Genomic DNA, 23,766 nt, shown 5'->3' on the forward strand with positions numbered 1-23,766 from the left:
TTGATTAACAGGGGCTTTGCCAGCGCCGTGCAAAGCCGCCAAGGGAGCGCCTGGAGGGTTCACACGCGCCGCGATGTCCTTACTTTGATTAATTTTGGAGGCCACGGCCAAGCGTACAAACAGCTTCAGGCAGACCACAGCATTTGGACCCATCTTGACTGCCCCGACGAAACAATTCCTTAGGGAGCGTCAAAGCAAGCATGGAATCGACACGGTTCTGATCGGCTCGTATCACATTGGCGTTCAGCGGCAACCTCAGACACTTGCCACTGGACAGATGATCATTGTGGAGATTCCAGTGTACACGGTGCGCATGCACCTGTACTCGGTCGAAGCTGATGACTTGTGGTGGCGCGCAAAAATTACTCGGATGGGCACAATGCAGCGAGCCTCGCGGGTGATTATTACTGAGAGTTTGGCCGCGCACATTGGGAAAGGCCGATTGCTCAATCTATGAAGCGACGTTTTCGGGCCGCGCCCAGGGCGTTCTAGCAACGCAGGTCTTGGGGCGGACGCAAGGTGTAGCCTCTCAACTTGCATCCTGACGTTTGCCAAAAGTTGCTGGATACCCATATATTTTGCGGGGGCTTTTAAAGAGGTTTCTCTCCTCGCCAACGGCACCCTTCGTGCCCGGGTGCTCCGAGACGACCATTCGCGGGGGCCGTTCAGCAAAGGGGGCGCGGCAAGTTGCCCGCCCCCAGCCGTGGCCACAACTCTTCTAGTGCTTCCTACGATGGCAGAACTTTGCTGGTCCGGCCGTGGCTGCTGCCGGACATTAGAGGGGCATCTGCGCTGCGTAGGCTCCGACCTTTCGATCACGCTCGTGGGGATGTCGAGATCGCGGAGGCGTCACAATTTCCGTTCGCCACGGAGGATCGCTTCGTAGATGTCTGCCGTGAGGGGCACATACGCGCGCGCATCGTCGTCACGCACGAACAAGGGATCAGTGACCTCGCGCGGATTGAAGCCTTGGCGTTGCAGTTCGAGTTTGCGTTGTTTGAGGGTGCCGGTCACGTCCATTTCCGCCACCAGCCGTACGAAGAGCGGGCGCGCGTACGGAGGCAACACTTCCGCGGTGGCATAAAAGGCGCGGCCATCGAACGACTCACCGGGAAACAAGACCACTGCTGCCATTCCGGCTCGGCCTTCGCGGCCAGGGACCGCCACGCCGTACACGTTGGTTTCGCTCACTCCGGGAGCACGGTTGAGGATGAGGGCGACCTCTTGCGTGGCAACGTTTTCTCCCTTCCAGCGGAAGGTGTCTCCGATGCGGTCGACAAAGTAATAGTAGTAGTCCTCGTCGCGGCGCAGCAGATCCCCACTGCGGAAGTAGGCATCCCCGGCCTCGAAGGCATCGCGCACGATTTTGCGTTCGCTGGCCTCGCGGTCGGTGTAGCCGTCGTACGGCATGGGCCCGCCGCGAGCGATGCGGCCGAGGAGCTCGCCGGGTTCGTGGGGGCTGCACTCGACGAGGAAGCCATCCGGACCACGCACGAGTTCCCCGCGCTCTACGTCGTAGCGTGCAAGCTTGTAGCGATGATGCTGAAAGGGATGGGCGCGCCCCACCGAGCCGACCCGGCCGCGTAGGTTGATGAGGGCAATGTTGCCCTCGGTTGCGCCGTACATCTCCACGATGCGAGGAATTCCAAAGCGCTGCTGGAAGGCCTCCCAAATGTCCGGGCGCAATCCTGCTCCGACCGCAAGTCGCAGGCGGTGTTGCCGGTCTTCCGGCCGTTCTGGTTGCCGCAGCAGGTAGCGACAGAGCTCGCCGACGTACACGAACGCTGTGGCGTCGTGGCGGATCACATCGTCGAGGAAAGCGCTCGCGCTAAAGCGACGGCGGGAAGCGAAGCCGGCTCCAGCACGAAGTGCGACAGAAAAACCCACAAAGTTGCTCTCGCCGTGATAAAGCGGCAGCGGCGCATAGATCACATCGTCGGAGCCGATGGCGAGGAGTGCCGACAGTCCGAGACCGCCCATCATAAAGCGGGAATGTCGGACCACCGCAGCCTTGGGAAATCCTGTCGTCCCCGATGTGTAGATGTAGAGGAAAACGTCCTTTCCGCGGACGTTGGCCAGTTGGGGTTCGTGCGTGTCTGCGGCCTGCAGTGCCTTTTCCAAAGGCTCGACATGGGGCGGCAGCGCAGGTGCTCTTCCTAGTGCCCAGATTGTGTACTGTGCGGCCTCGGGGAGATCCACCAGAGCTGGCAAACAGGCCTCGTCGACAAGCACGTGCCGCGCACCGGACACGCGCAGCACATGCGCAAGCGGCTCTCCACGCAAGTGTGTGTTCAGCAACGCACCAATGGCGCCGCGCTTGGCCACTGCTCCTTCGGCAAACAAAAACGCCGGGCTGTTTTCCATCAAAATGCACACCGGTTCCCCCACCGACACGCCTGCCTCTCGCAGGACCCAAGTCCAGCGATTTACCTGCTCGTTGTATTCCGCAAACGAGACGAGCTCGCGTTCAAAGCGGAGAAACACCCGCTCCCCGTGCTGCTCCGCCTGCTCGCGCGCCAACACACCGAGGGTTTCCCGTCCTTCAGGCCCGCAGCGTCGCAACGCCCGCCCAAGGCGGAAGAGCACTGGGAGCTCGCGCAGATCCTCCCACAGCAGGCGCCAGTTCATGTGCGCGCGCTTACCTAGGGCAGATGGCAACCGCAAGCCGGAGCCAACGACGAGAGGACGCCAGTCCGCTCCCCTCGAGCCGGCCCTGGTCTGCCGTTTCGGCACATTGTGTTCCGGGCGTGTGCTCAAGGCCGCGCTCCCGAGCTCTACAGCGTCAGTGTGCTGGCACACGGTTGCCGCCTGCGGTATGGCCAAGTCATGGCCATTCTCAAAGTTGCGCGCTTAGGGCACCCAGTGTTGCGGCAAGTCGCCGCCGCTGTAACCAGTGCAGAGATTGCCCGGCCAGAAACCCAACGACTGATCGACGACATGGTGGAGACCATGATTGAGTACGACGGGGTCGGGCTCGCAGCACCGCAAGTGCACGTCAGTAAACAAATCGCGGTTTATGCCGTGGAATCGAATCCGCGCTACCCGCACGCGCCCTCGATCCCATTAACGGTGCTCATCAATCCGCGCGTCACGCCGCTGGGTGAGGAGCAAGAGGAGGATTGGGAAGGATGCCTCAGCATTCCCGAGCTGCGGGGCAGAGTGCCGCGTTTTGCCCGGCTGCGCGTGGAGGCGTTTGACCGCCACGGGAAGCGAATCGAGTATACGGCCGAAGGCTTTCATGCGCGGGTGCTCCAACACGAAATGGATCATTTGCTCGGCCGGGTGTACCTGGATCGCATGCGCTCATTCGAGTCGCTGTCCTTTCTCCGCGAGTTTTTTCGCTACCATGCGGGGCGCGGTTCCACGAGCGAGTGAAGCCAGCAGCGCAGGCCTTCCGCAGTGCCTTGCGCTCTGCTGTGCAGTATAACACCCAGTGGTCAAAGCACTGCGTGCCGGAAATGACAGCGCTGATTTTGGTTGCAGCGGAGACGGCCCTGCCTCGAGTGCGTCAGGAAGCTCAGTAATGGTCACGAACGTGACACGAAGACCCCTCGAGCGGTACGCGAGCTTTCTGAAACCGTGATTTCAGAAGGCGTAGCCCGTTTTCTGCATGGGCTGATGCTGTCATGAAGTGCGCCAGGCGTTGGAGCTCTACGAAGTGGGCAGCACGGTGCTTCCGGGAAGCCAGCGGTTACTCGTTGATCGAGCTGCTGACCGCGCTAGGTGTCGTATCTGTCGTTGCGGCCGTCAGTGTCCCGCAGCTTAGCGCGTATGCGGTCCGGTACCGGCTGAGCAGTGCAGCCAACCAGCTAGCAGTCGACCTCGCGCGTGCGCGCATGAAGGCCATCGGCGAGAACCTGTACGTTCGTGTCCAGTTTGGCGCGCAAAACATTGGCACCCTTGGATACGGCTCGACCTATCAACTGAGCACGAGCAATGATGGGGTAACGTTTACGAACGTTGGCCCCCCCACGTCGATACCTTCGGGTGTTTCGTTTTACGCCTCCCCGCAGACGGTCACCTTTAACCGGCAAGGTATGGCTGGTGGCCCGGTAACGGTGTGGGCATACAACCAAGCTTACCAGTGGCAGGTGATCACCATGAACTCCATCGGCAAGGTGTGGGTACAATGAACAAGCTACGGTCCGCAGCCGGGATCAGTACCCTCGAGGTGGTGGTGGCGCTCGCGCTGTTTGCCATCACCGCTGCTGGTCTTGCCGCAACCACGATCAACGTCACGAATCAAACAGCGCGAAGCAAGATTGCCACTGCAGCAAATGCCCTGGTCGAAGACCTGATGGAGCAACTGCGCGCCTTAGATCCCGCTACAAAGCCGTGGCAGCTCCAGGCGGGCACCTACAATGACCCAAACAACCCGATCACCGCTGGGGGAGTGAGCGGTGGTAAGTTTATGCGCTCTTGGACGGTAACGCCCGACACTCCGGGCTTGGGCCTCGCACGGGTGGAAGTGCGCGTGGTGTTTTCTGGCCCGGCAAATTTCACCGCTCTAGGGGTAACGTATCTATGTACCACGGCCACGTGCAGTTGAAGACCAGAACAGCGAGGATTCGCCACAACCAGCGCGGATACTCCTTGGCCGATGCCCTGGTGGGGACTGTTTTGGGTCTTACGACGATGGCTGCGGTTCTTGGCCTCTACCGCGTGCAGTTGTACGGCCTACGTGGCCAAACAGCTCAGCTCGATGTGCAAACCACGGCGAGGAACATTGTACAACTGGTGGTTAGCGAGATCCGGCGTGCTGGTGGTGACCCGCGGTGTGTCAAAACCTTCGAGGGGCTACCCGAAGCAAAGCGGGATCGACTGCGCATCGTGAGCGACCTCGACGGCTCCGGCGCAATCGACGCAGCCGGCGAGGACGTAACGTACAGCCTGGCCTCTGGCGTGCTGTCTCGCACCGCGGGCGGCAACATGGAACCGCTATCCGATAGCACGGTAAAGGTGACGGATTTGCAATTTCGTTACTATGATGCGAACGGCACCGAGCTGAATCCGGGAACCAGCGGCTTGACGGCAACCCAGCGTGCTCAGGTGCAGCGCATTCGTGTGACGATCACCGTGCAACGTGCTGCCGTGGATCCGACTAGCCCGCTTGCGCTCGCGGCAACTGCAGCGTCGAGCGCGGATTTGCGCAATCGGTTCTTCGTCAACAAGGTTGGCTGCACATGAATCCGCGATCGTGCTGCAAACAGGCTGAGTCTGGTTTTGCTTTGCCGAGCACTCTCATGCTGCTCCTGTTGCTGATGACCATGGGAGGGGCAGCGGCTTTGTACGCGGGCCTGGAATTCCGTGCCCTCAACCACTTTCAATCTGGCAATCAGGCTTTGCTCTCTGCCGAAGCCGGGGCGCTGCGCGCGGTGAACGTGATGAACCAAACAGGGGTGACCCACTTCGGCAATGACATTGTGGCTCGCTGGCACACGCTGTTTAACCCGAGCGTGCAATCGATCGCCGGCTACTCGCAGTTTACCTTCTCGGCCAGCGTGCAAGCAGACCCCGCAAACCCAGCCGACCGCGGCTGGATTACGGCTACAGGCTGGGCACCGTACAATGCCCGCCGCAGCGTGCGCATTGGCGTCAAACGCGGGCCGATCGGACGTGGCAGCGGTGCCATATACCTTGCTGCCGACAGTGTGAGCCCGAGCTTTTCCGGCAACGCATTCGACATCGACGGCAATAACCACGATCCGTACGGTAACTTGCTGGCCGGCACGGTGGCGCCCGGGATTGCAACGCGGAATGATACCGTGACGAACGCGGTAAAGTCAGCCCTGAACACGCAACAGAAGGATAACGTGCGGGGCTCAGAATTTTCCTTGAGCCCACTGAACCCAAGCGTGGTCACCACCGGCGGTCCCGATTGGCAAGATCTAAACCGTATCGTCAACCAGGTGTTGCAGGATCCACGAGTGGTGAGGAACAACAGCAGCCGGATCAACGGCAACGTAACCTTCGGCACCCTCGCTGCGCCGCAAATTACTTATTTGACGGCCTCGCAGGTGACCATTCACGCCAACGGCAATGCGTCGGGTGCGGGAATCTTAGTTGTCGACGGCTCTCTCACGATCAATGGGAACTTGAACTTCGTTGGCTGGATTATCGTCCGGGGAAGCACGGTAATCAGCGGCCCGAATTCTGACGACGAAACGACGGTTCTGGGCAACGCCACGGTGATGGGATCGCTTTGGACCGCCCATATGACCATTCGTGTCGGCGGCAGTGCGATTGTGAATTTTTGTGAGTCCTGCTTAAATATGATCGTTCCACCAAGCGGCGGGGGCTACATGCCCAAGGCGATGATGATCACTTCCTGGCAAGAGGTACTGTAATGCGAAGAAGCTTGTTTGCCGTGCCGATGGTACTTGGGCTTTTTGTTTCGGCTGGGTTCATCCCCGGCGCAGTGGCCGAGGGAGATCCACCGGCCTTCGAACAACCGGAGGACCCGCAAGCCAAGCTGCGAGAGTTGGACGACGTGGTGTTGCAGAAGCAACGAGCACTGTTTGCGGCCCGCATGCGCGGTAACCCCGAGGAGATCAAGAAAGCACAAGAAGAGTTCGAGGCGGTGCAAAAACAGCGCAGCAAGACCGTGCGGGCGATCGAAAACCCACGCTGATTTTCTTGCGTTCCCGCCGAGTTCTGGTCCAGGAGCGCGCCGCGTTCTCGTGCATCCTTGAATCGCCAAATGGAGACTCTGGAAGCAGGCTGCACGAATGGTTGGCAAATGCCACGATTCTGACTCTGCTTGCGGCAAACTTGCGCCACTCGAGGTGCACACAGCTCGAGCCGGCTGTTAGAGGCCCTGCGGTCCTTCACGCTCTGGTTGGTGGCCACAGGCGTTTGCGTGGGCCGGGTGGCTCCCACGACCCCGCGCTCCTGCTAGAAGCAGGTGCGTTCAGGAGTGTCGATGCGGAAGGCCGGTTTGCCGCGGGCCCCGATTGCACGAGCCGTACTTCTTGGTTTCGCGGCTGGCGCTGCCATTCTTTGGCTGCTTGGCATCGTGCTGCCTCGGGCTCCGTGGCGCCTGCCGCCTGCAGCTTCGCACCCCGAGTTGTTGGCACTGGCAACCCCGGCGTTCGATGTCGTCGCGGCCGCACAGAATGACCTGGCTGACGCTGTGTCCGGTCCGGCGGTCGCTGCCGTGCAGCACAACAATGCGGGTGTGGCCGCGGCTCGCGAGCGCGATTGGGCGAGAGCAGCCGAACAGTTGCGGGAGGCTTTGGGGCTCGATCCGCAAAGTGAGGCAATCCGGCGCAATTTGCAGCAAGTCTTGCTTGCGTGGGGCGTGGAACAACTGCGCGCGGGAAAGCGATCGGCGGCAGAGGGGCTCCTCGCCGAAGCATCCCAACTGCGTCGTGATGCCGATGTCGACTATTGGCTCGGCAAGTGTAGGTTGCAGCAAGGAAACCGCTTGGAGGCGGAAAGAATTTGGCAGCAAGCCCTTGAGCAGTTTCCTGAGCACCCTTATTTGCTCTTCGGCTTAGGAGAAGCCGCCGAGCAGCGCGACGATCGGGTGCAAGCTTTGGATTACTTCCTGCGCGCCCGCAAGGCGGGGCTCAACGTGCCCGGCCTGGACGAGAAGATCGAACGCCTCGGGCGCGAAGTTGACGCCGAGTGGGAATACACGATCAGCCGCAGCGCTCGCTTCGACTTCCGCCATCCCGCCTTCGATCGTCGCGAGGTTTTGGACCTAGTCGTAGCCAGTTTCGAAGCAGCATACGACCACCTGCTGGCAACCTTCGGTGTCGGACCTACTGCTCCAGTGCGCGTCGTCCTCTATCCGTCAGCGGACTTTTATGCGGTAACGCGTTCGCCTGATTGGGCAGGTGGCGCTTATAGCGGCCGCATCCAATTGCCGGTGGGCGGCCTGGTCGAAACCGACCGCGACCAACTCGAACGTGTGGCGCGCCACGAGCTGGTGCATGCGCTGGTCTCTGAATGGAGTCGCGGGCAGGCGCCAGGCTGGCTGCAAGAAGGGCTAGCGATGTGGGGCGAGCGCAATCGACCAGATGAGCGCCGATCCTGGGCAGAAACCCTAGTCTCGCAGGCTCACGGGGTGTCGCTCGAGCGCTTGCCCCAATCGCTTGCCACGTTGGAGCAGGCTCAGGCCGAGGTGGCCTATGCGTTGAGCTACCTCGCGGTCCTCTCGCTTGTCGAGCGATACGGCATCCATCGTGTTCTCAGCTTCGTGCAAGCGACCGGCGAACAACCTTGGCGCAACGCTTTTGCCAGCAGCTTCGGGAGCAACTTCGAGGAATTCGCTGGCGACCTTTAGCGGGCGCCCGCGGTACGGAACGCACGAAGCTCCTGCGGCAGGGACGTGCCGGTACGACCCCGAGGGGCAGTTGCCGGAAGTAGCAAGCCTCTGGCTCAAACAGCAACAAAACGATTCACAACACGAGCACGATCGGCTGTTCGAGGGTGTGCTTCAAGTCTTCTAAAAAGCGGCCCGCTTCAACACCGTTCAGCACACGGTGATCGGCGGATAGCGTGACCCTCATGGTCTTGGCCACCGCGAGTTGGCCAGCGCGCACAACCGGGCGCTCCCGGATACTCCCCACCGCCAAGATTGCCGATTGGGGCGGAGTGATCACCGCAGCGAAAGAGTCGATATCCAACATCCCCATGTTGGAGATCGTAAACGTGGCACCCACGAGCTCTGCTCCAGTGAATTTTCCCGCTTGTGCTTTTTCCACCAAACCTTGGGTCGCCTGCGCGATTTCGCGGAGACCCAGGTGTTGGCAGCGGTGGATCACCGGAGCCACGAGCCCGTCCTCCACCGCCACCGCGATCCCGATGTTGATATCCTCATGGACTTCCACCGTGCCATCTATCCAAGAGGCGTTTGCTCGAGGATGGCGTGGCAGCACGAGCGCGAGGGCACGAATTAGCAAGTGTGTGTAGGTGATGCGCTCTGGGAACACATTGGCGGCCAGAAGCTGCTCGCGGAGGCGCGCCGCTTCGGTCATGTCGATTTCCGAGGTCACGTAAAAATGCGGAATTTCCCGCTTGGATTGCGCCATTTGTTTGGCCACCGTTTGGCGCAACCGGCTCTCCGGGTGCCGCCCAGGATGGAGACCGCTTGTCGGCGCGAGCCGGGGCTTCCAGCGAAGGGACGACGGCGGCAGTGGTGGTGCCGGAGCTGGCGCGGGTGACTCGGCCGCCTCGGTTCGCGGCTGCGCCGCCCCGGTGCGTCGCTCCGGCGCTGGCTCGGCGGCCGGTCCCGCCGGTTTTGCCGCCGGTTTGGCGGCCGTTTTCCCTACTGCGGCAGCTTCCCCGCGTGGCGCTGCGGTCGGCTCGCGCACTGGCGGCGGAGCCGATTCGCGCGTCGGGGCTGCCGTCTGTACGCCAGCCTGCACTTCTTCAAGAATGGCCAACACGGCGCCGACCGGTGCGCTTTCCCCTTCGGGCACGCGGATTTCCCGCACAATCCCGCTGGCCTCGGCCTCGACCTCCATATCGGCCTTGTCGGTTTCCACTTCGGCAATGACCTCACCGCGCTGGACCATTTCCCCCACTCGCTTGTACCAGCGCAAAATGGTGCCCTCCTCCATGGTATCGCTCAGCTTGGGCATGCGGATTTCAATCGCCATCGTTCCAGCTCCTTCACAGCCGCGCCACTCCAACCATTTGCCTTCTAGGAGAGATTCTCACTCACTTCCAAATCGGATAATCTCGGGAGCGCCTGAGCTCCTCCGTGAGAAGCAGTAGACCTATGTCTTGGCGAGTGTTGGTTTTCAACACCGGTTCCTCGAGTGTGAAGTTCGGGGTTTATCGTTGCAACGACGAGGTCGCGCTCGAGTACACGGGCGCGGTGTCCGGTCTCGATGGGCAGACCGAAGTGGAAATTTACGCCGCAGCCGCACGGTCACGCCACACTGTGGCGCTCGGCTGCCTCGGGAGCGAGGCGGCGATTCGTTGGGTGGCCAACTGGTATGCAGAACAATACGCGGGCGTTGCGCCTGTTGCCGTCGGCCATCGCGTGGTGCACGGAGGTCATCGCTTTTTCGCTGCGGCCGTGGTGACGCCTGCAGTGCGCGACGTCATCGCGGAGTTCTCTTGTTTTGCGCCGCTGCACCAACCACGCTGTGTCGAGGCCTTGGATCTTGCCCGCGAGCTTTGGCCGCAAGCCATCCAGGTGGCTTGCTTCGACACCGCCTTCCACGCGGCGCAGCCGCGCGTCGCGCGCTTATTCGCTTTGCCGCGGCGGTGGGCCGAAGCGGGCCTGATCCGCTACGGCTTTCATGGGCTTTCGTTCGCCTCTATCGTGCGGCAACTCGCTGAGCGCCAGCCAGAATTGCGCGAGCGCAAGTGGGTGGTGGCACATCTCGGGAGCGGCGTGAGCCTGTGCGCCATCGCGGATGGGCGCTCGGTCGCGACGACGATGGGGCTCACTCCACTCGACGGCGTGCCGATGTCGACTCGCTGCGGGAGCATCGATCCGGGCGTGCTCGTTTACCTTCTCCGTCATGCGGAGCTGGACTTGGACGAGGTAGAGCACATGCTGTACTACGAGTCTGGCCTCAAGGGACTCTCGATGCTCTCCGGTGACATGCGCGAGCTCCTTGCCAGCGATGCCCGCGAAGCGCAGGAAGCAGTCGAATTGTTTGCTTACCGCGTGCAACGCGAAGTCGCATCCTTGGCTGGGGCTCTCCAGGGCCTCGACGTACTCGTGTTCACGGGGGGAATTGGCGAGCATTCACCCGTGATCCGGGAGCGGATTGCATCCGGACTGGAGTGGCTCGGGGTGAGGCTCGATGCCGCGGCGAATCGGACCGGCAAAGCGTTGATCTCCCGTGCCGACAGTGGCGTGGCTGTGTGGGTTATTCCGAGCGACGAAAATGGCGAAATTGCCCGCGAGACCTATGCCCAACTGCGGGCGCTCGGAGGGTAACAACCTTTGGAAGCAGGAGGTAGGGCATGCGTTTAGAGTTGCATCCTTGGCCCGGAGGCCCGGTCGACGAGGAAACTTTGCGTGCTCAACTGGTCGAAGAGGGCTTCGACCCGTTCCGCTGGCAAGATCCGGCGGGCACCACCTACGAGCCGCACGCCCACGCGCACGACGAGAGCATTTGGGTTGTGGCAGGAGAAATCACCTTTCAGGCTAGTGGGCAGACCTTCCGTTTGCGACCCGGGGACCGGCTCATGCTTCCCGCAGGTACACTGCACACCGCCCATGTGGGCAATTCCGGCGCGGTGTACTTGATCGGCCAGCGACCTCCCGGAGGGCAGCACCGGCAAGCATGAGCCGGGTGGCGGAGAACAAGTTTCCGGATGGATTTGCTCGGCCGATGGGTTCTCGGCCCCTACCGTGGCATGCGGGAACGTCGGTAGCTGGTTGCGCTGTACCGCTCGCCCTGAACTGCGTTGCCTCAGGATTCGGGTCGCCCGAGCAGAAACCACAGACCGAGGAGCAAGAAAGACACGCCTGCCAGACGCCGGAGCAAACTCGGCGACACCCAGCGCGTCACCGCCTCGCCCGCTAGCACGGCCACTGCCGAGGTGGCGACCAAGGCTAACGCAGCACCGAGAAACACCGCCCACCGGCTTTGCCCGCCGACTGCCAGGGACAACGTGGCCAACTGAGTCTTGTCGCCGATTTCCGCGAGGAAGATGGCGACAAAGGTTGAGAGGAATAACTTCCAGTCCATGCTCGCTATCTCCTTAGGCCGAGCCAACAAACGTTATGCCTGTGCTCTTTGCGCAACTCGTTCCCCTTGCGATTCTTCGAGTAGGAACTCGCGAATAGCGAGTACCAACTCGCGCGGGCGATCGAAGTGTACCATGTGCCCAGCGCCGGGAATTTCCACAAAGCGATGATTGCGAAAACAGGCTAAACGCCGCTCGAGATCCCACGGCTCCAGATAAACGGCCCCGGGCTGGTCCCGCCAAAATTCGCCGGATTCTGCACCGTGAATGATCAACGTCGGCGCGGTAATGCGCCGCCAGAGCGCCATATTGTACTCGAGGTGGTAGGGGCCGGTGATGGCCATGGTGGCAAGCATGGGATCGAACTTCCACTCCAGGGTGCCATCCTCCCGTGCCCTGGTGCCGAGCAGTGCGAGTTCGCGTGCCTTGGCCTCGGGCAGCCGCGGGTTGCGCTCGCGCAGGCGCTTGTACGCCGCTTCTAAGTCCGGCAGCCCAGGGTGACCTGCAAACGCACGATCGACGCGCGCAAATCCCTCCAATGTGCGGCGTACCGCTTGATCCATATCGATGGGCGGAGGGCCGAGACCTTCGATGATGACGATCTTCGAAGGCACGTCGGGAAAACATCCGCTGTAATTTGCCACTACCTCGCCCCCCATCGAATGCCCCACCAGCACGGGCTTTCGTAGCCGCAACGCCCGAACGAGGTTGTGTAGGTCCAGGACAAAATGCCCGAACGCGTAGTAGGGTGTGGTTTCACTGTCGCCGTGTCCGCGCAGGTCGATCGCTAATACCCGAAAACGATCGATGAGGCTTCGCGCCAAATCATCGAAGGAATGGGAGTGATCGCGCAAGCCGTGCACAATCACGAGCGGGGGAAAATGTGGGCGTCCCCAGTCGCGAAAGTGAATGCGCAGGGTGCCGCTGCGAAAAAATCGTTCTGAGTACTCTGGCATGGCGTTCCTCCTCGCATGGGCGCAGCCGGTCGTTGTAAGTGACGGCGCTCTTTTCCCTGGCCGTCTCGTGAACCGTGCCGTAACCGTAGCCACAATGTGGCCTTTGTGCACGGTCCCACCGAGGGGCTCCCGTCGGCGTGGATCATTGGCGAGTGGCGAGTAGTGAGCAGCGAGTAGCGAGTGGCGAGTGGGTGGAATTGACGAACGGCGAATGGGGGAACATGTCGATTCCCGATGGTGGTGCCAGCTGTGCTACGCGCGTTGCCGCCTCGGCACGTGGCACCAGCACCATCGTAGGGGCGACTCATGCGTCGCCCTTGGCGCCGGCGAGCGACATGCATAGGGAATGGCGAATGGATCGGCGAGTAGCGAGTGGCGAGTGGCGAGTGGTGAGTAGGGAGTGGCCGTACGCTCTGTGACTGCTAGGCGCACACGCGCCCATTGCTGGGGTTCCGGTCGCGCTCACTAGGGGGTGGGCGAGGTTCCTCTACCGCTGGTACGACCACGCGCTCGCGGCAGCCGCGCAAACTCGCCCAGCTTCATCAGCCGGCAGCGCGATTCGCATCGCAGCTCGAACTGGTGGGAACGGAGCAAAAACGAACGAGTCCGCAAGCTCTCAGCCGCGGGAGGCTCAGCTGCGGTCCGGTCGGACGATAATTTTCGCGTGGCGGTCGGGCTGAGAGAGTTCGTGAAAAGCTGCGGGAACTTCGGCAAGACCCACTTGGCCAGTGACTAGCGGGGCAACCTCAATCTCGCCCTCGGCGATATGGCGCAATGTTTGAGCGAACTCTTCCGGCGTGTACCCGAGCACAAATTGCACCGCAAGTTCCTTGTTGATGCCATAAATGGGTGAGATACGATCCGGCTCCATGCACACGCCAGCCACAATCACACGCGCGCCGTGCGGGGCCTGACGAAAGATGTCTTGCAAGATTCCCGGCACACCGACGCACTCGAAAACCACGGCCGGCCGTCCGGCGGCGGCCTGCCGATAGGCGGCAAAGGGCGACTGCTCTCGCGGGTCGACCACCACGTGGGCCCCCATCCGTTCCGCTAAGGCGCGGCGTGTCGGCGAGAAGTCCGCGGCAACGATGGGTTCCGCTCCGCGCAACTTTAACGCCGCAATGACAGCAAGCCCCACCGGACCGCAACCAATGACAATTGGGCAATCCCAGGACTGCATGTGTGCCTTCGCCACAGCGTGAACACCCACAGCCATGGGCTCGGTCAGGGCAGCGTGTTCCGCGGCGAGCCCATTCGGCACTGCCAGCAGCAACGCGGCCGATAGTATCATGAGTTCCCCGTAGCCGCCTGGAACCTCGTTCGAATAGCCAACTCCGAGGATGCCCCCGCCGCGAAACACGAGCGGCATCGATACAACGCGTTGGCCTCGTGGAAACGTCACTGCCGTGCGCGGCCCGTAGTCGAGCACTTCGCAGCAAAACTCGTGGCCCATCACCACGTCACGTTCCAGGTCGAGGGAAAACGGCGTGCCCGTTTCTCGTGCCGCCTCCACGAGCTTGTCAGCATGCTGGAGAGCGTGCAGGTCGGACCCGCAAATTCCGCACGCGAGCGTGCGCACGAGCACTTCGCCTTCCTGCGGTTCGGGATCTGGAACCTCGTCGACCACCAACCGTTGCTTTCGCATCACCACTGCTCGCATCACGTACCTCTTCGCCTGTTCGTTTTGCTCATCCCCAACTCGGGCAAAGGGGGCTGCCGGCCGTGTAGGGGATCTAAGTCGTTTCTTCTAGGTCGACGATGGTAACGCCGGCACCGCCCTCGCCACTCTCGCCTGCACGAAACTTCACGCAATAGGGTGATTGCTCCAAGTACTCGCTCACGGCGCGCTTGAGGGCACCGCTGCCAATGCCGTGGATCACGCGGACCCGCACCACCCCAGCCCGCGTGGCGGCATCGAGGAATTGGTCTAAGCGCTCGATCGCCTCGCGGGTACGGAAGCCGAGCAAGCTGATTTCCCGCAACTCCTCTACCGGCGCCGCGGGGGTAGTTTCCGGCTCGCGCGTGCGCGGCTGGGTTTCGCCGCCGGCCACGGCCCGCAACCGATCGCGCGGCACCTCGAAGCGCATACTGCCGCGCTCGATCCAAGCCCGCTCGCCCGATATTTTGGCGAGCCGGCCACGCACGCCCTGGCCAACCACCTCCACCCAATCCCCCACGGCCGCCTCCCGCGCAATCGCCGGTGGCGGCCATTGCCGTCCGGCGAGCTCCACCGCCTCGTGTTCTTCTCGCAAGAAACGCCGCAGCGCCGCACGGTCGGCTTCGCCGCGCCGCACCTGCTCCAACAGCTCCTCGCCGCGCTCGCGTAAGCCGCGTAAAAATTCTCGGGCTTCTTGCAACTCGGTAGCCCATTGGCGCCGCTTTTTCTCGCGCAAGTCGGCGGTGAGCCGCTCCGCTTCGCGACGAGCCTCTTCAGCCCGCGCGCGCGCCTCCTCAGTGGCCGCGAACTTTTCCTCGTAGGCGCGACGCGCGGATTCCAAGCGGGCGAGCGCTTCGGCTAGCTCCCTTCCTTGTCGCGAGCGAGCTTGGGCTGCCGCCTCGAGGACCTCGGAGGGCAGCCCTAAACGGGCGGCGATGGGAAAGGCCAGACTTTCGCCGATGCTGTGGTACACCAGGTGATACCTGGGCTCGAGCGACTCCACATCGAAGTCCACGGCGGCAGCCAAACATGCCTCCTCGGCCAGCGCGAACAATTTCACGGGCGAGTAGTGGGAAGTAGCGACCAGGCGAATTCCGGGTCGATTCAGGGTGCGGAGCAAGCCGATCGCCAAGGCTGCCCCTTCTTCTGGATCGGTGCCTACGCCGGGTTCATCCAGCAAGACAAGCGCGGGCGGCGTGACCGAACGGAAGATTTCTGTCAGGTTGGCGATGTGGGCAGAGAAGGTCGATAAGTTCCGCGCCAAACTTTGCTCATCCCCAATGTCCGCAAACACGCCCGAGAACAGCGGGAGCTGGCTGCCTTCTGCTGCGGGCAGCAGGAAGCCGGACTGGGCCATGAGGGCGAGGAGTCCCAGGGTCTTCAACGCAACTGTTTTTCCTCCGGTGTTCGGGCCGGTAATGACCAAAATGCTCTTGCCCTGTGGGAGCATGAGGTCCACCGGTACGACCGTTCGCTGTTGCGCTAGGAGGAGCGGGTGACGCGCACCAGGCAAACGAATTTCCTCAGCCCCCAGCTTGGGCACCGTGCCTTGATAAGAACGGCCGTAGCGCACCAGGGCTGACAAGCGGTCGAGCTCGGTCAGGGCTTCGAACGTGGCGACTAAGGCCGGCTGCTCACTGTGCACCATCTCGGTCAGGTCAGCCAAAATTCGCTGGACGAGCCGTTCCTCTTCCTTGGCGGCCATCATTAGGCGGTTGTTGGCCTCGACGGCAAAGAGCGGCTCGATGAAGGCAGTTTCCCCGGAAGCAGAGCGGTCCTGCACGACACCCTCGAAGCGGGCGGCGTAGCTGCTGCGCACCGGGATCACGTAACGGTTGTGGCGTATGGTGACGAAGTGGTCGGCCAGGACCTCTTGCATATGCGGCTCGTAAAGCAGCGCTTGCAAGCGGCGCTCGAGGCGGGATCTGAGGTGGCGAATTTCGCGCCGCACCTGAGCAAGCTCGTCGCTGGCGTCGTCGCTCACTTGCCCGTGTTCGTCGAGCGCGCGATGGAGTGTAGCGCGGAGCTCGAGCAAAGGGGCGATGCGCTCGAGCCAAGGGTGTAACGCAGGGTACGGCCGGCCGTGCTGGCGCAAAAAGCGACGCGTGTCCTCCGCGACGTCGAGAACCTGGCGCACGGTAAGCAGGCTTGCTCCGTCCAGCGTCGCTCCCGGCCGCGCCGCCAGGAGAAGCACCGCACGAATGTCAGGGAACTCGCCGATCGGCAAGTCGCCATGCGCGGCGCTCAGTTCAGCAAGCTCCTTCGTGACCGTAAGGGCAGCGTCGGCCTCGCGGAGCTGCACGTGTGGCCGCAACTCCAGGCAGGCCTTTTTTCCCGCGGGCGAGCGCGCAAAGGCAGCAAGCTGCTCGAGAACGCGCGGGAACTCCAATGCCTCGAGGTCGCGGTCGCGCACAGCTCTCTTACTTCTGCCCGGCGTTGCGCAGGCGATCGCGCGGCTGAAGCACGATCACACGCGCGCCCGCCACATTGGCCTGCGGCAGTTCAGGCTGATCACCCGGGCTGGGAGGCCCAAGGCGGGTGCGCACGAGTCGCCCCGGGTTCCGCAAAATCACCTCGGCCTCCGCGACGGTAATGGGCCGGCCGAAGAGATGCGTCGGCCGGTCGAACGGTTCTTCCCGATAGGTGTTGGCCCAGGCGGCAAATTCTTCCGGCGACGGATCATGCCCGATCGCGTGCGCGCAGCGCCGCACCACAAAGCCGAGCATGATCTTACCTCCGTTTCGCTCTGCCACAGCAACCTGCTCCCAGTCAGACTCGACGCTCACTCTCCACCCGTTTTACGCCTCGACCGGCTGCTCTCCCTGGCCACGCTCTGCAATGAGGCGGTCGACTTCCGCCTTAAGCCGCGGGAGCACCTCCGCGTAAGAAAAAGTGCCAAGCTTCCGGTGGCCGCGCTTGAGGTTCACGGTGGTCGGACCACACCACAAGCCGAGGTCGGCGTCATCGGTTTCACCCGGGCCGTTTACCCGACAGCCCATCACCGCAATCGTGATCCGGTAATTGGCCGCATAGCGGGTGAGTTCCCGCACTTGCTCCGCCAGCTCCACAAAGCGCTCGTTTTCCACCCGCGAGCAGCTCGGGCATGAAATGATGTTTAAGCCGCGATCGAAGTCGGGCGCCGAGATGAAACGATTTGCAGCGACGTCCGCCAAAATTTGCTTGCCGGCAATCACCTCTTCGTGCTTGCGCGCGTTGGGCAGAGTCAACGACACCCGAATCGTTTCCCCGATCCCTTTGGCCAGCAAGGGCTCGAACGCCAAGCGAGTTTTGATCACGCCTTCGGGCGGCATCCCTGCCTCGGTCACGCCCAGATGCAGGGGAACCTGTGGTCGCAGCGCCGCAAAGCGCTTGTTCGACACCACCACTTTACGCGGATCCGAGTCCTTGAGCGAAACCACGAAGCGCTCGAAGCCGAGCTCTTCCATCAAGTCGGCATGATACACGGCCGACTGCACGGAGGCCTCGAGCTGGTCCTGCGGATATTTCTCGGTGAATTCAGGAGCGAGGGAGCCACAATTCACGCCAATGCGCAAAGCGATGCCGTGCTCGCGGGCGACGGCAACGAGCCAAGCAACTTTGTCTTTGATGCTTTTGTGTCGCTCCAGGTGGTGGAGATGGCCAGGGTTGTAGCGCACCTTATCCACATACGGCGCCACGCGCGCCGCCAGGCGGTAGTTTTCCTGGAGGTCGACGGAAAGCACGATCCCCGGCGTTTGCCGGCGGATTTCTTTTAACGCTTCGACCTCTAAATCGTTGTCGACGGCAATGCGGACCACACCGGCGCCAGCCGCATGAAGTTGCTGCACTTGCGCAACGGTTGCGTCCACATCGCGGGTTTTTGTGGCGCACATGCTTTGCACAACCACGGGCGCACCACCGCCGATGACGATGCCCCCCACCGGCACCGCCCGCGTCCTCCGCTGTCGTTCCTGGTTCTGGTGCGCCATGGGCGCGAGGCTAGCCCAAGGCATTTCGCTGCTCAACCAAACAGCGCGTGCAGCGAACGTGGCGGCTTGACACAGCGGCTACACCTGCTCAGCATCACGGGCTTGCATGGCGAGGACGATGGACACACACCAAACCTGGCGGTGGTTCCGATGGGTCTGGCTCCTTTCCAGCGTGGTCTTTGCGACCCAGGCATCAGCGTATTCCACCGGGATCACAGGAGTGTCGGGCAGGCAAGGGCCTATCTGCAACCAACCTTTCTGCCATGGTGGCGGGGTGGCGCCGACAGTGAGCCTCGAAGGTCCGAGGGAACTCGCCCCTGGTGCGATTGCCACGTTTCGTTTCGTCATTCAGTCAAATAGCCCGCAGCAAATTGCCGCCGGCCTGAACGTGGCGGCATCAGCCGGGACGCTCATGTCCCTGCCGGGACAAGGTACGCGCCTCATGGCTGGCGAGATCACCCACACGATGCCGAAGGCCAACGACAGCAGTGGGCAGGCGGCCTTCGAGTTTCAATGGCAGGCGCCTTCGCAACCCGGCTCTTACACTTTATTTGCAGCCGGGAACAGCGTGAACCGTAACGGCACAAACCAAGGCGATTTGGCCGCAGCAACCACTCGGGTGGTTCAGGTTGTCGCTGAAGCAACGACAGCCACCTCGACACCCTCGCCGACGTCCACCTTGGCTCCCTCACCCACAGCCACGGTGACGCCCGAGCCGATTCCGCCCTCACCAACTGCCTCTCCCACGCCATCCCCAACGGCCACAATGACCCCGGAAGCCACCCTTTGTCCGGGTGACTGCAATGACGACCGTGAGGTCACAGTGGACGAGCTCGTAACCGGGGTGAGCATCGCCTTGGAATTGGCCCCGGTCGACCGCTGCGCGGCCATGGACTCGAGTGGCGATGGGCAAGTGACCATTGACGAACTGCTGCGAGCTGTGAACGTAGCTTTGTCTGGCTGCCCAGCGGCGCCATAAAGCGTACGCAAACCAACGCTGCGCGGGTGTTTGTGGACGCACGCCTGCCGTCGAGTCCGATCGAGTTGTCGAGCAGCGGAGCTAGCGGGAACGAGTCCGCAAAAGCTTGCGAGCGGCGACATCGCCCACAAAGGCAAACATCGCCAAGGGTAATAGCACCCAGTCGAGGGACTTCGCTGCCGTTTGCCCGCCCGTCTGCGATCGGGTTACGACGTCGCTGGCTTTCGCATCCAGCCGGCCGCCGGTTGCTTGCGTGAGCACTTCCAATAGCGGCCGATTGGGTTCGCGCACCTCCTCGCCACGAGCGCGGCCTGCTGCGCTGGGGAAGTAAAGCGAGTAACGCCGCTCTTCGAGCGAGCGTCCTTGCCAACGGACTAACAGAGTCAGCTCTCCCTTAGATCCGGGCACAGCTTGTACCCGGCCGATGAGTTTCCGCTTCCCGGCTAGCGAAAAACGTGGTTCCTGCACCTGTTCCCCGAGCACAAGGCGACCGAGGACTTCTGCGGGGCCGCGTTCTGCAAAGCTTTCAATCCACAGTTGCCAGGCGCCAGCTCCCTCAGCCTCCAAGCCCACGGCGAAGTCGCGTGGAGAAATCTCGCGTGCGGTCCAGCGCAGGAGTTGCGCCCAAAATTGGGAATTTTCCGGCCACGCCAGCCACGGCTCTGCGCCTTCGCTCCACGCCGCGGTAAACACGACCACACGGCCCGCACCGTAGTTCCAAGCTGCAAGCAACGGGTCGGAGCGATCCGCTTGGTCGATGCGAAGCCAGAGCTCAGCATTCGGCTTGAGTTGCGTGTATGCATACCCGCTTAACGGTGGAGCGCTATCCCATGCGATGGCCTGCGTCACCTGACTGGGCCGGCCCGCGCGCACGGCAAAGGTACTGCCGCCACGCGGTTTTTGGGTAATGGTGCGGCTTGTATCCTGCAGCAGCAGTTGCGGGAGTTCGCTGGCATCGCGCACGTGGTAAAACTTCCCGCCGGTGCGGTTCGAGATCGACTGCAAGAATTCGAGGTTTACGGTATCGTCGCCGATGCGGATCGTGGTGACACTCACGCCCGACTCTTCCAGCCTTCGCAGTACGGGTTCGTGTTCGATGGCGGAGCGGTTGGTGTCGCCATCCGTCAGCAGGATAATGTGGCCCCCACGCGCGTGTTGGCGGCTGAGTTCCGCGCTGGCCCGTTGCAAGGCTTCGTAAAAATCGGTTCCGCCGCCGGGCTGGAGCCGCGCGATGTTGTGCTCGAGCAGCCCGCGGTTTTCGGCAAGCGGGGCGAGGGGTGCCACCTCGTACATTTGCGAGTCGAAGGCGAGAACCCCGACACGATCCGTGTCCCGCAGTTGCTCGATCAGGGCCAGGGCCGCGCGGCGCGCGTACGCAAGCTTCGATTCGTCATCGCTGCGGCGCATGCGGTCGTAGATGTGGTATCCCATGCTGTTGGAACGATCGATGAGGAGAAAGAGCGACAGAGGCTCCCGCTCCGGGCGAGGCGGGCGTCGGACCTCGAAAGTTACCGGCAGCAGTTCTGCGAGCCCGCTGGCCTTTAACCGCGCGTCGCCAAAGGTCGATTCACCACCCACGACAACCAGGCCCCCACCGCTGGCGACATATTGGCTCAGCTCGGACCAGATCCGCGGCGGGAACTTTCCCGTGGGCTCTTCCAAGATCACGAGATGGTAAGCCTCCCACTCGATCGCACCTGCACGCAGCCCCTCGGGCGTGACGCGCCGCAATTCGAGTTGCTGCGCCCGCGCCACGGCAGCGAGCGGGGAGTTCGTGCGCGCCGACACCAGCAGGAGCCGCAGTGGGGAGGTCAGAGACACTTGGGTGTCTCTGCTCGCTCCGGTCGACGAGTAGCCGCTGCTGTGCGGTTGCACTTCCAAGCGCACCAGATGCGTGCCAGGATCGCTGGCATGCCAAAGAAGGTTGAGGGGTGTGGTTCCTGGTTCTAGTTTCATGGTGCTCGCTTCGACCAAAGCATCGTCGACCCACAACCGTACGGCAGCCGTTTCTGCGGCTCCGCGATGCATAACCACGCCGCGCACGGGGAGGATCGTCCAGGCCGGCGCCACTTGTGGGACGAAAAGCTGCGTGACCTGCGTTGGCGCTTCCTCCGCGCGCGGCGGAATGGCGGCGTGAATCACTGTGCCCATTGCACGCAACGCCGGGAGCAAGCTGCGCGCATCGCCGCGCGTTTCATTGCCATCGGTCAGCAACACGAGCTTCGCCTCCCGGCCGGCTGGCAACAGCCCGCGCGCCGCATCCAAAGCCGCCGCTAAGTTTGTCTCCCACGCATTTGGCGCGGGCACGAGCGGAGTGCTGAGCGGCGCGGCGTGGGGCCAGCGCACCACACGGGCTTCGCCAGCAAAGACAACTACGCCAATTTCATCCGTGGGGCTGCGCCGGCGATCGAGCTCCGCAAGGAACTGGTCCTGCCAGCGGCGCCCCACCTCGTCGATACTCGCCGAGCGATCCACGAGCGCCACAATGGTTGCCGGCGACTCGGGAAGCGGCACGCGCAGGTGTAGCCCAGCCAAGCCAGCAACAGCCGCAATCCACGCCACGGAGCGAAGTACGGCCGCCAACGCTGGCCATCGCGCGCGGTGCCGTCCCCAGTACAAAAACCAGCCCAGCGCGAGCACAGCCAGTAGCCACAACGGCTCTTCGATCCCGAGCCGAACGTCCGCGGCGCGCGACCAGACGTAACTCCAAGTCATCTGCGCCCCTCCGCGGCCAGTCGGCCCGACGCCCAGGCTTCCAGCAACAACAGCACGAGGGCGGTGGTGAGCACTGCGCTTCCCCAGGGAATCCGCGTACGTGTTGGTTGCTCGGGCAGGCTGCGCGTGTGCGCGGCCGGGAGTGCTAGCTTGGGAGCAATGTCACTTTCGCGGGCATCCATGGCGACAGCGACAAACGACGCTTCGCCCCCGGGGCCGCGAACCTCATAGTGGCCGCGCCAATGGGGCGTGAAACTTCCCTCGGCCAGCAGCGTGTGTTCGCTGCCGTTCGGCAGACGCACGACAGCCGGTGTGCCCACGTTTAATGGATACGGCTTGCCGACACTCCAGAACTCTTGTGCTGCCGGGACCGGCCGAAGCCACGAGAGACTCTCCAGCAGGAAAACGGCAAGGGGAAAACCCTCCACGGAGAGGGCGGGCTCGTGCGCCAGATCGAAGCCAAGCCAAACTTGGCGGGCGGGACGCTCGGCCGCCCAAGCTACGGGCACCAACTCTTGCCGGTCTCGGCCCCACAAAATTGGCACCGCCCCTGTAGGAGGGGCGAGTTCGCCCACGGCCTTGACTGGAGAGGGAAACGCGGGTGTCCAGTGAGAAAAAATCGGGTGTTGCACATCCCAGGCAACGAGGGCCAACTCTCGAACCGAGCGCTGTCCAGCTCCATGTTGTTGCGGCGGTGGATCGATGACCAGCGCCGGATAGCGAAATTCCTCCGGAGGCCGTGCGCGGTGAAACAAGTAAATGTCGGCGGGCGAGGTGCCCGTCGCGCAGTCCTTGCGTCCCAATCGTAAGCCGGGCACTGCCTGCGCGAGCGTTTGTAACTCCGGCCAGGGCTGCGCCGAGGTAACGCACAATCGTAACGGCTGAGGCTCGGGTACCCAAATCGCTGCTTCATTGTCCGTCGCCAGTAGATCATCCGCCGTAAGCTTGATCGACAGCATTCCCGCGCCGGGCAAACGCTCGACAATCACCGTGTCACTCTCGCGTGGCGGCAGTGTGATTCCTTGCCGAAGGAGAGGGCGGCCTTGCCACTCCACAGCCAACAAACCATGCTCCAAATGGCTCCCGTAATTGCGCACGCGGATGGTAAGTTCGCTGTCGCGAATGGTTTGCCAGGGCCGCTGCGCCAGGGTCAACTCCGTGATGCCGACGTTTCGATCGCTCCTGCCAATGGGAAACGAAGCGGCGCCGGCAAGCAAGCTCGGCGGCACGTCGGCATCGGCAAAGTCGCTGAACACGGCAATGCGCCCCTGCGGCTCGGATGCATTGGCCAATGTTTGCGCGAGCGCTAACGCCTGCGCGAGACTGCCCGCACTGTCGTACGGCTCGAGGGCGGTTAATTGCGCTGCCACGCGATCATGGTCCGTGGAAAACGGTACAATGATTTCCGGCTGCTCGCTGACGGCCACCACGGCCACACGGTCTCCGGGCCGCAGCGCGTTTAGGTAGTCCAGAGCTTGGACTTTGGCAGCCGCAAAGCGCGTGCCCTGTGCGTCGGTTGCCTGCATGCTCGCACTGCGATCGAGCACCAGCACGTGCGACTTTGGGGCCGTGGGGGAAACGTGCTCCCGATAAGGGCCGGCTAAGGCCGCGACCAGAGAACCGAGCGCGAGAAGCTGCAAGAGCAGCAAAGGATCCCACCGTCGTTGCTGTCGGGGCGGCGAGTCGGGCCACAAAAACACTGCTGGAACGACGATCGCTCTGCGCGGGCGCGGGCGGAAATATAGGTAAAGGAGCACGAGTGCCAAACTGGCGAAGGTCCAAGCAATGGGTTCGGAAAACCTCACGGCACTTGTCTCTCCGGGA

At 62.6% G+C, this 23,766-nt stretch carries 20 protein-coding genes and 1 pseudogene; 11 read left to right on the forward strand and 10 right to left on the reverse strand.

What is annotated here, in order from left to right; genetic code table 11:
- The first annotated feature begins 154 nt into the window (after window positions 1-154).
- Complete coding sequence (locus N3C12_04965; protein MCX8071785.1) at window positions 155-457, forward strand: hypothetical protein; 303 nt, start codon at window positions 155-157, stop codon at window positions 455-457.
- Window positions 458-849: 392 nt separating this feature from the next.
- Here N3C12_04965 and N3C12_04970 read toward each other — a convergent pair whose 3' ends face one another.
- Window positions 850-2,628, reverse strand: coding sequence for a long-chain-acyl-CoA synthetase (locus N3C12_04970; protein MCX8071786.1), 1,779 nt, complete (start codon window positions 2,626-2,628; stop codon window positions 850-852).
- A gap of 198 nt (window positions 2,629-2,826) precedes the next feature.
- Between N3C12_04970 and def the strand changes: the two genes are divergently transcribed.
- The 7 genes from def to N3C12_05005 all read left to right on the forward strand — a co-directional run bounded on the left by def (window position 2,827) and on the right by N3C12_05005 (window position 8,290).
- Window positions 2,827-3,375: a peptide deformylase gene (def, locus tag N3C12_04975; protein MCX8071787.1), complete on the forward strand. Its 549-nt coding sequence runs from the start codon at window positions 2,827-2,829 to the stop codon at window positions 3,373-3,375.
- A 251-nt stretch (window positions 3,376-3,626) separates the two neighbouring features.
- Entirely contained in the window at window positions 3,627-4,133 is a 507-nt protein-coding gene (locus N3C12_04980; GenBank protein ID MCX8071788.1) for a prepilin-type N-terminal cleavage/methylation domain-containing protein, read from the forward strand.
- Entirely contained in the window at window positions 4,130-4,549 is a 420-nt protein-coding gene (locus tag N3C12_04985; protein ID MCX8071789.1) for a type II secretion system GspH family protein, read from the forward strand. The genes N3C12_04980 and N3C12_04985 overlap by 4 nt, the downstream gene beginning before the upstream one ends.
- Window positions 4,525-5,187 carry a hypothetical protein gene (locus N3C12_04990; protein ID MCX8071790.1) on the forward strand — a complete coding sequence of 221 codons (663 nt, stop codon included), beginning with the start codon at window positions 4,525-4,527 and terminating at the stop codon, window positions 5,185-5,187. Before N3C12_04985 ends, N3C12_04990 begins: the two co-directional genes overlap by 25 nt.
- Window positions 5,184-6,347, forward strand: coding sequence for a hypothetical protein (locus N3C12_04995; GenBank protein MCX8071791.1), 1,164 nt, complete (start codon window positions 5,184-5,186; stop codon window positions 6,345-6,347). The genes N3C12_04990 and N3C12_04995 overlap by 4 nt, the downstream gene beginning before the upstream one ends.
- The gene (locus tag N3C12_05000; GenBank protein MCX8071792.1) at window positions 6,347-6,631 is read left to right on the forward strand and encodes a hypothetical protein; all 285 of its coding nucleotides are present in this window, start codon (window positions 6,347-6,349) and stop codon (window positions 6,629-6,631) included. The genes N3C12_04995 and N3C12_05000 overlap by 1 nt, the downstream gene beginning before the upstream one ends.
- A gap of 291 nt (window positions 6,632-6,922) precedes the next feature.
- Window positions 6,923-8,290, forward strand: a complete 1,368-nt coding sequence (locus N3C12_05005; GenBank protein MCX8071793.1) for a hypothetical protein — start codon at window positions 6,923-6,925, stop codon at window positions 8,288-8,290.
- A 115-nt stretch (window positions 8,291-8,405) separates the two neighbouring features.
- Here N3C12_05005 and N3C12_05010 read toward each other — a convergent pair whose 3' ends face one another.
- A complete protein-coding gene (locus N3C12_05010) occupies window positions 8,406-9,608 on the reverse strand; it encodes a 2-oxo acid dehydrogenase subunit E2 (GenBank protein MCX8071794.1) in 1,203 nt (400 codons plus the stop codon).
- Window positions 9,609-9,730: 122 nt separating this feature from the next.
- Here N3C12_05010 and N3C12_05015 point away from each other — a divergent pair, with 122 nt between their 5' ends.
- Window positions 9,731-10,909 (forward strand): acetate/propionate family kinase, encoded by a 1,179-nt coding sequence (locus N3C12_05015; protein ID MCX8071795.1) that lies wholly within the window; start codon window positions 9,731-9,733, stop codon window positions 10,907-10,909.
- Window positions 10,910-10,935: 26 nt separating this feature from the next.
- Entirely contained in the window at window positions 10,936-11,262 is a 327-nt protein-coding gene (locus N3C12_05020) for a cupin domain-containing protein (GenBank protein MCX8071796.1), read from the forward strand.
- Between the two features lie 125 nt (window positions 11,263-11,387).
- Here N3C12_05020 and N3C12_05025 read toward each other — a convergent pair whose 3' ends face one another.
- The 6 genes from N3C12_05025 to ispG all read right to left on the reverse strand — a co-directional run bounded on the left by N3C12_05025 (window position 11,388) and on the right by ispG (window position 18,248).
- Window positions 11,388-11,666 (reverse strand): TMEM165/GDT1 family protein, encoded by a 279-nt coding sequence (locus N3C12_05025; protein MCX8071797.1) that lies wholly within the window; start codon window positions 11,664-11,666, stop codon window positions 11,388-11,390.
- A gap of 33 nt (window positions 11,667-11,699) precedes the next feature.
- Window positions 11,700-12,620, reverse strand: coding sequence for an alpha/beta hydrolase (locus N3C12_05030; protein MCX8071798.1), 921 nt, complete (start codon window positions 12,618-12,620; stop codon window positions 11,700-11,702).
- Between the two features lie 631 nt (window positions 12,621-13,251).
- Window positions 13,252-14,283, reverse strand: a complete 1,032-nt coding sequence (locus tag N3C12_05035) for a zinc-binding dehydrogenase (GenBank protein MCX8071799.1) — start codon at window positions 14,281-14,283, stop codon at window positions 13,252-13,254.
- A 73-nt stretch (window positions 14,284-14,356) separates the two neighbouring features.
- A complete protein-coding gene (locus N3C12_05040; protein MCX8071800.1) occupies window positions 14,357-16,693 on the reverse strand; it encodes an endonuclease MutS2 in 2,337 nt (778 codons plus the stop codon).
- Window positions 16,694-16,700: 7 nt separating this feature from the next.
- On the reverse strand, window positions 16,701-17,006 hold the full coding sequence (locus N3C12_05045; GenBank protein MCX8071801.1) for a hypothetical protein: 306 nt from the start codon (window positions 17,004-17,006) through the stop codon (window positions 16,701-16,703).
- Window positions 17,007-17,078: 72 nt separating this feature from the next.
- Window positions 17,079-18,248, reverse strand: a complete 1,170-nt coding sequence (ispG, locus tag N3C12_05050; GenBank protein ID MCX8071802.1) for a (E)-4-hydroxy-3-methylbut-2-enyl-diphosphate synthase — start codon at window positions 18,246-18,248, stop codon at window positions 17,079-17,081.
- A 646-nt stretch (window positions 18,249-18,894) separates the two neighbouring features.
- On the opposite strand from ispG, the pseudogene N3C12_05055 reads away from it, so the two are divergent.
- A pseudogene (locus tag N3C12_05055) lies at window positions 18,895-19,023 on the forward strand (DUF3494 domain-containing protein).
- Between the two features lie 285 nt (window positions 19,024-19,308).
- On the opposite strand, the gene N3C12_05060 reads toward N3C12_05055, so the two are convergent.
- The gene (locus tag N3C12_05060; protein ID MCX8071803.1) at window positions 19,309-21,942 is read right to left on the reverse strand and encodes a VWA domain-containing protein; all 2,634 of its coding nucleotides are present in this window, start codon (window positions 21,940-21,942) and stop codon (window positions 19,309-19,311) included.
- Complete coding sequence (locus N3C12_05065; protein MCX8071804.1) at window positions 21,939-23,747, reverse strand: VWA domain-containing protein; 1,809 nt, start codon at window positions 23,745-23,747, stop codon at window positions 21,939-21,941. Before N3C12_05065 ends, N3C12_05060 begins: the two co-directional genes overlap by 4 nt.
- Between the last annotated feature and the right edge of the window lie 19 nt (window positions 23,748-23,766).

The organism is Candidatus Binatia bacterium (assembly GCA_026415395.1).
Lineage (GTDB): Bacteria > Desulfobacterota > Binatia > HRBIN30 > HRBIN30 > HRBIN30.

Coding starts and splice junctions, on each gene's coding strand:
- N3C12_04970 (MCX8071786.1), bottom strand. CDS start 2,628: ATGAACTGGCGCCTGCTGTGGGAGGATCTGCGCGAGCTCCCAGTGCTC.
- def (MCX8071787.1), top strand. CDS start 2,827: ATGGCCATTCTCAAAGTTGCGCGCTTAGGGCACCCAGTGTTGCGGCAA.
- N3C12_04980 (MCX8071788.1), top strand. CDS start 3,627: ATGAAGTGCGCCAGGCGTTGGAGCTCTACGAAGTGGGCAGCACGGTGC.
- N3C12_04985 (MCX8071789.1), top strand. CDS start 4,130: ATGAACAAGCTACGGTCCGCAGCCGGGATCAGTACCCTCGAGGTGGTG.
- N3C12_04990 (MCX8071790.1), top strand. CDS start 4,525: ATGTACCACGGCCACGTGCAGTTGAAGACCAGAACAGCGAGGATTCGC.
- N3C12_04995 (MCX8071791.1), top strand. CDS start 5,184: ATGAATCCGCGATCGTGCTGCAAACAGGCTGAGTCTGGTTTTGCTTTG.
- N3C12_05000 (MCX8071792.1), top strand. CDS start 6,347: ATGCGAAGAAGCTTGTTTGCCGTGCCGATGGTACTTGGGCTTTTTGTT.
- N3C12_05005 (MCX8071793.1), top strand. CDS start 6,923: ATGCGGAAGGCCGGTTTGCCGCGGGCCCCGATTGCACGAGCCGTACTT.
- N3C12_05010 (MCX8071794.1), bottom strand. CDS start 9,608: ATGGCGATTGAAATCCGCATGCCCAAGCTGAGCGATACCATGGAGGAG.
- N3C12_05015 (MCX8071795.1), top strand. CDS start 9,731: ATGTCTTGGCGAGTGTTGGTTTTCAACACCGGTTCCTCGAGTGTGAAG.
- N3C12_05020 (MCX8071796.1), top strand. CDS start 10,936: ATGCGTTTAGAGTTGCATCCTTGGCCCGGAGGCCCGGTCGACGAGGAA.
- N3C12_05025 (MCX8071797.1), bottom strand. CDS start 11,666: ATGGACTGGAAGTTATTCCTCTCAACCTTTGTCGCCATCTTCCTCGCG.
- N3C12_05030 (MCX8071798.1), bottom strand. CDS start 12,620: ATGCCAGAGTACTCAGAACGATTTTTTCGCAGCGGCACCCTGCGCATT.
- N3C12_05035 (MCX8071799.1), bottom strand. CDS start 14,283: ATGCGAGCAGTGGTGATGCGAAAGCAACGGTTGGTGGTCGACGAGGTT.
- N3C12_05045 (MCX8071801.1), bottom strand. CDS start 17,006: ATGCTCGGCTTTGTGGTGCGGCGCTGCGCGCACGCGATCGGGCATGAT.
- ispG (MCX8071802.1), bottom strand. CDS start 18,248: ATGGCGCACCAGAACCAGGAACGACAGCGGAGGACGCGGGCGGTGCCG.
- N3C12_05060 (MCX8071803.1), bottom strand. CDS start 21,942: ATGACTTGGAGTTACGTCTGGTCGCGCGCCGCGGACGTTCGGCTCGGG.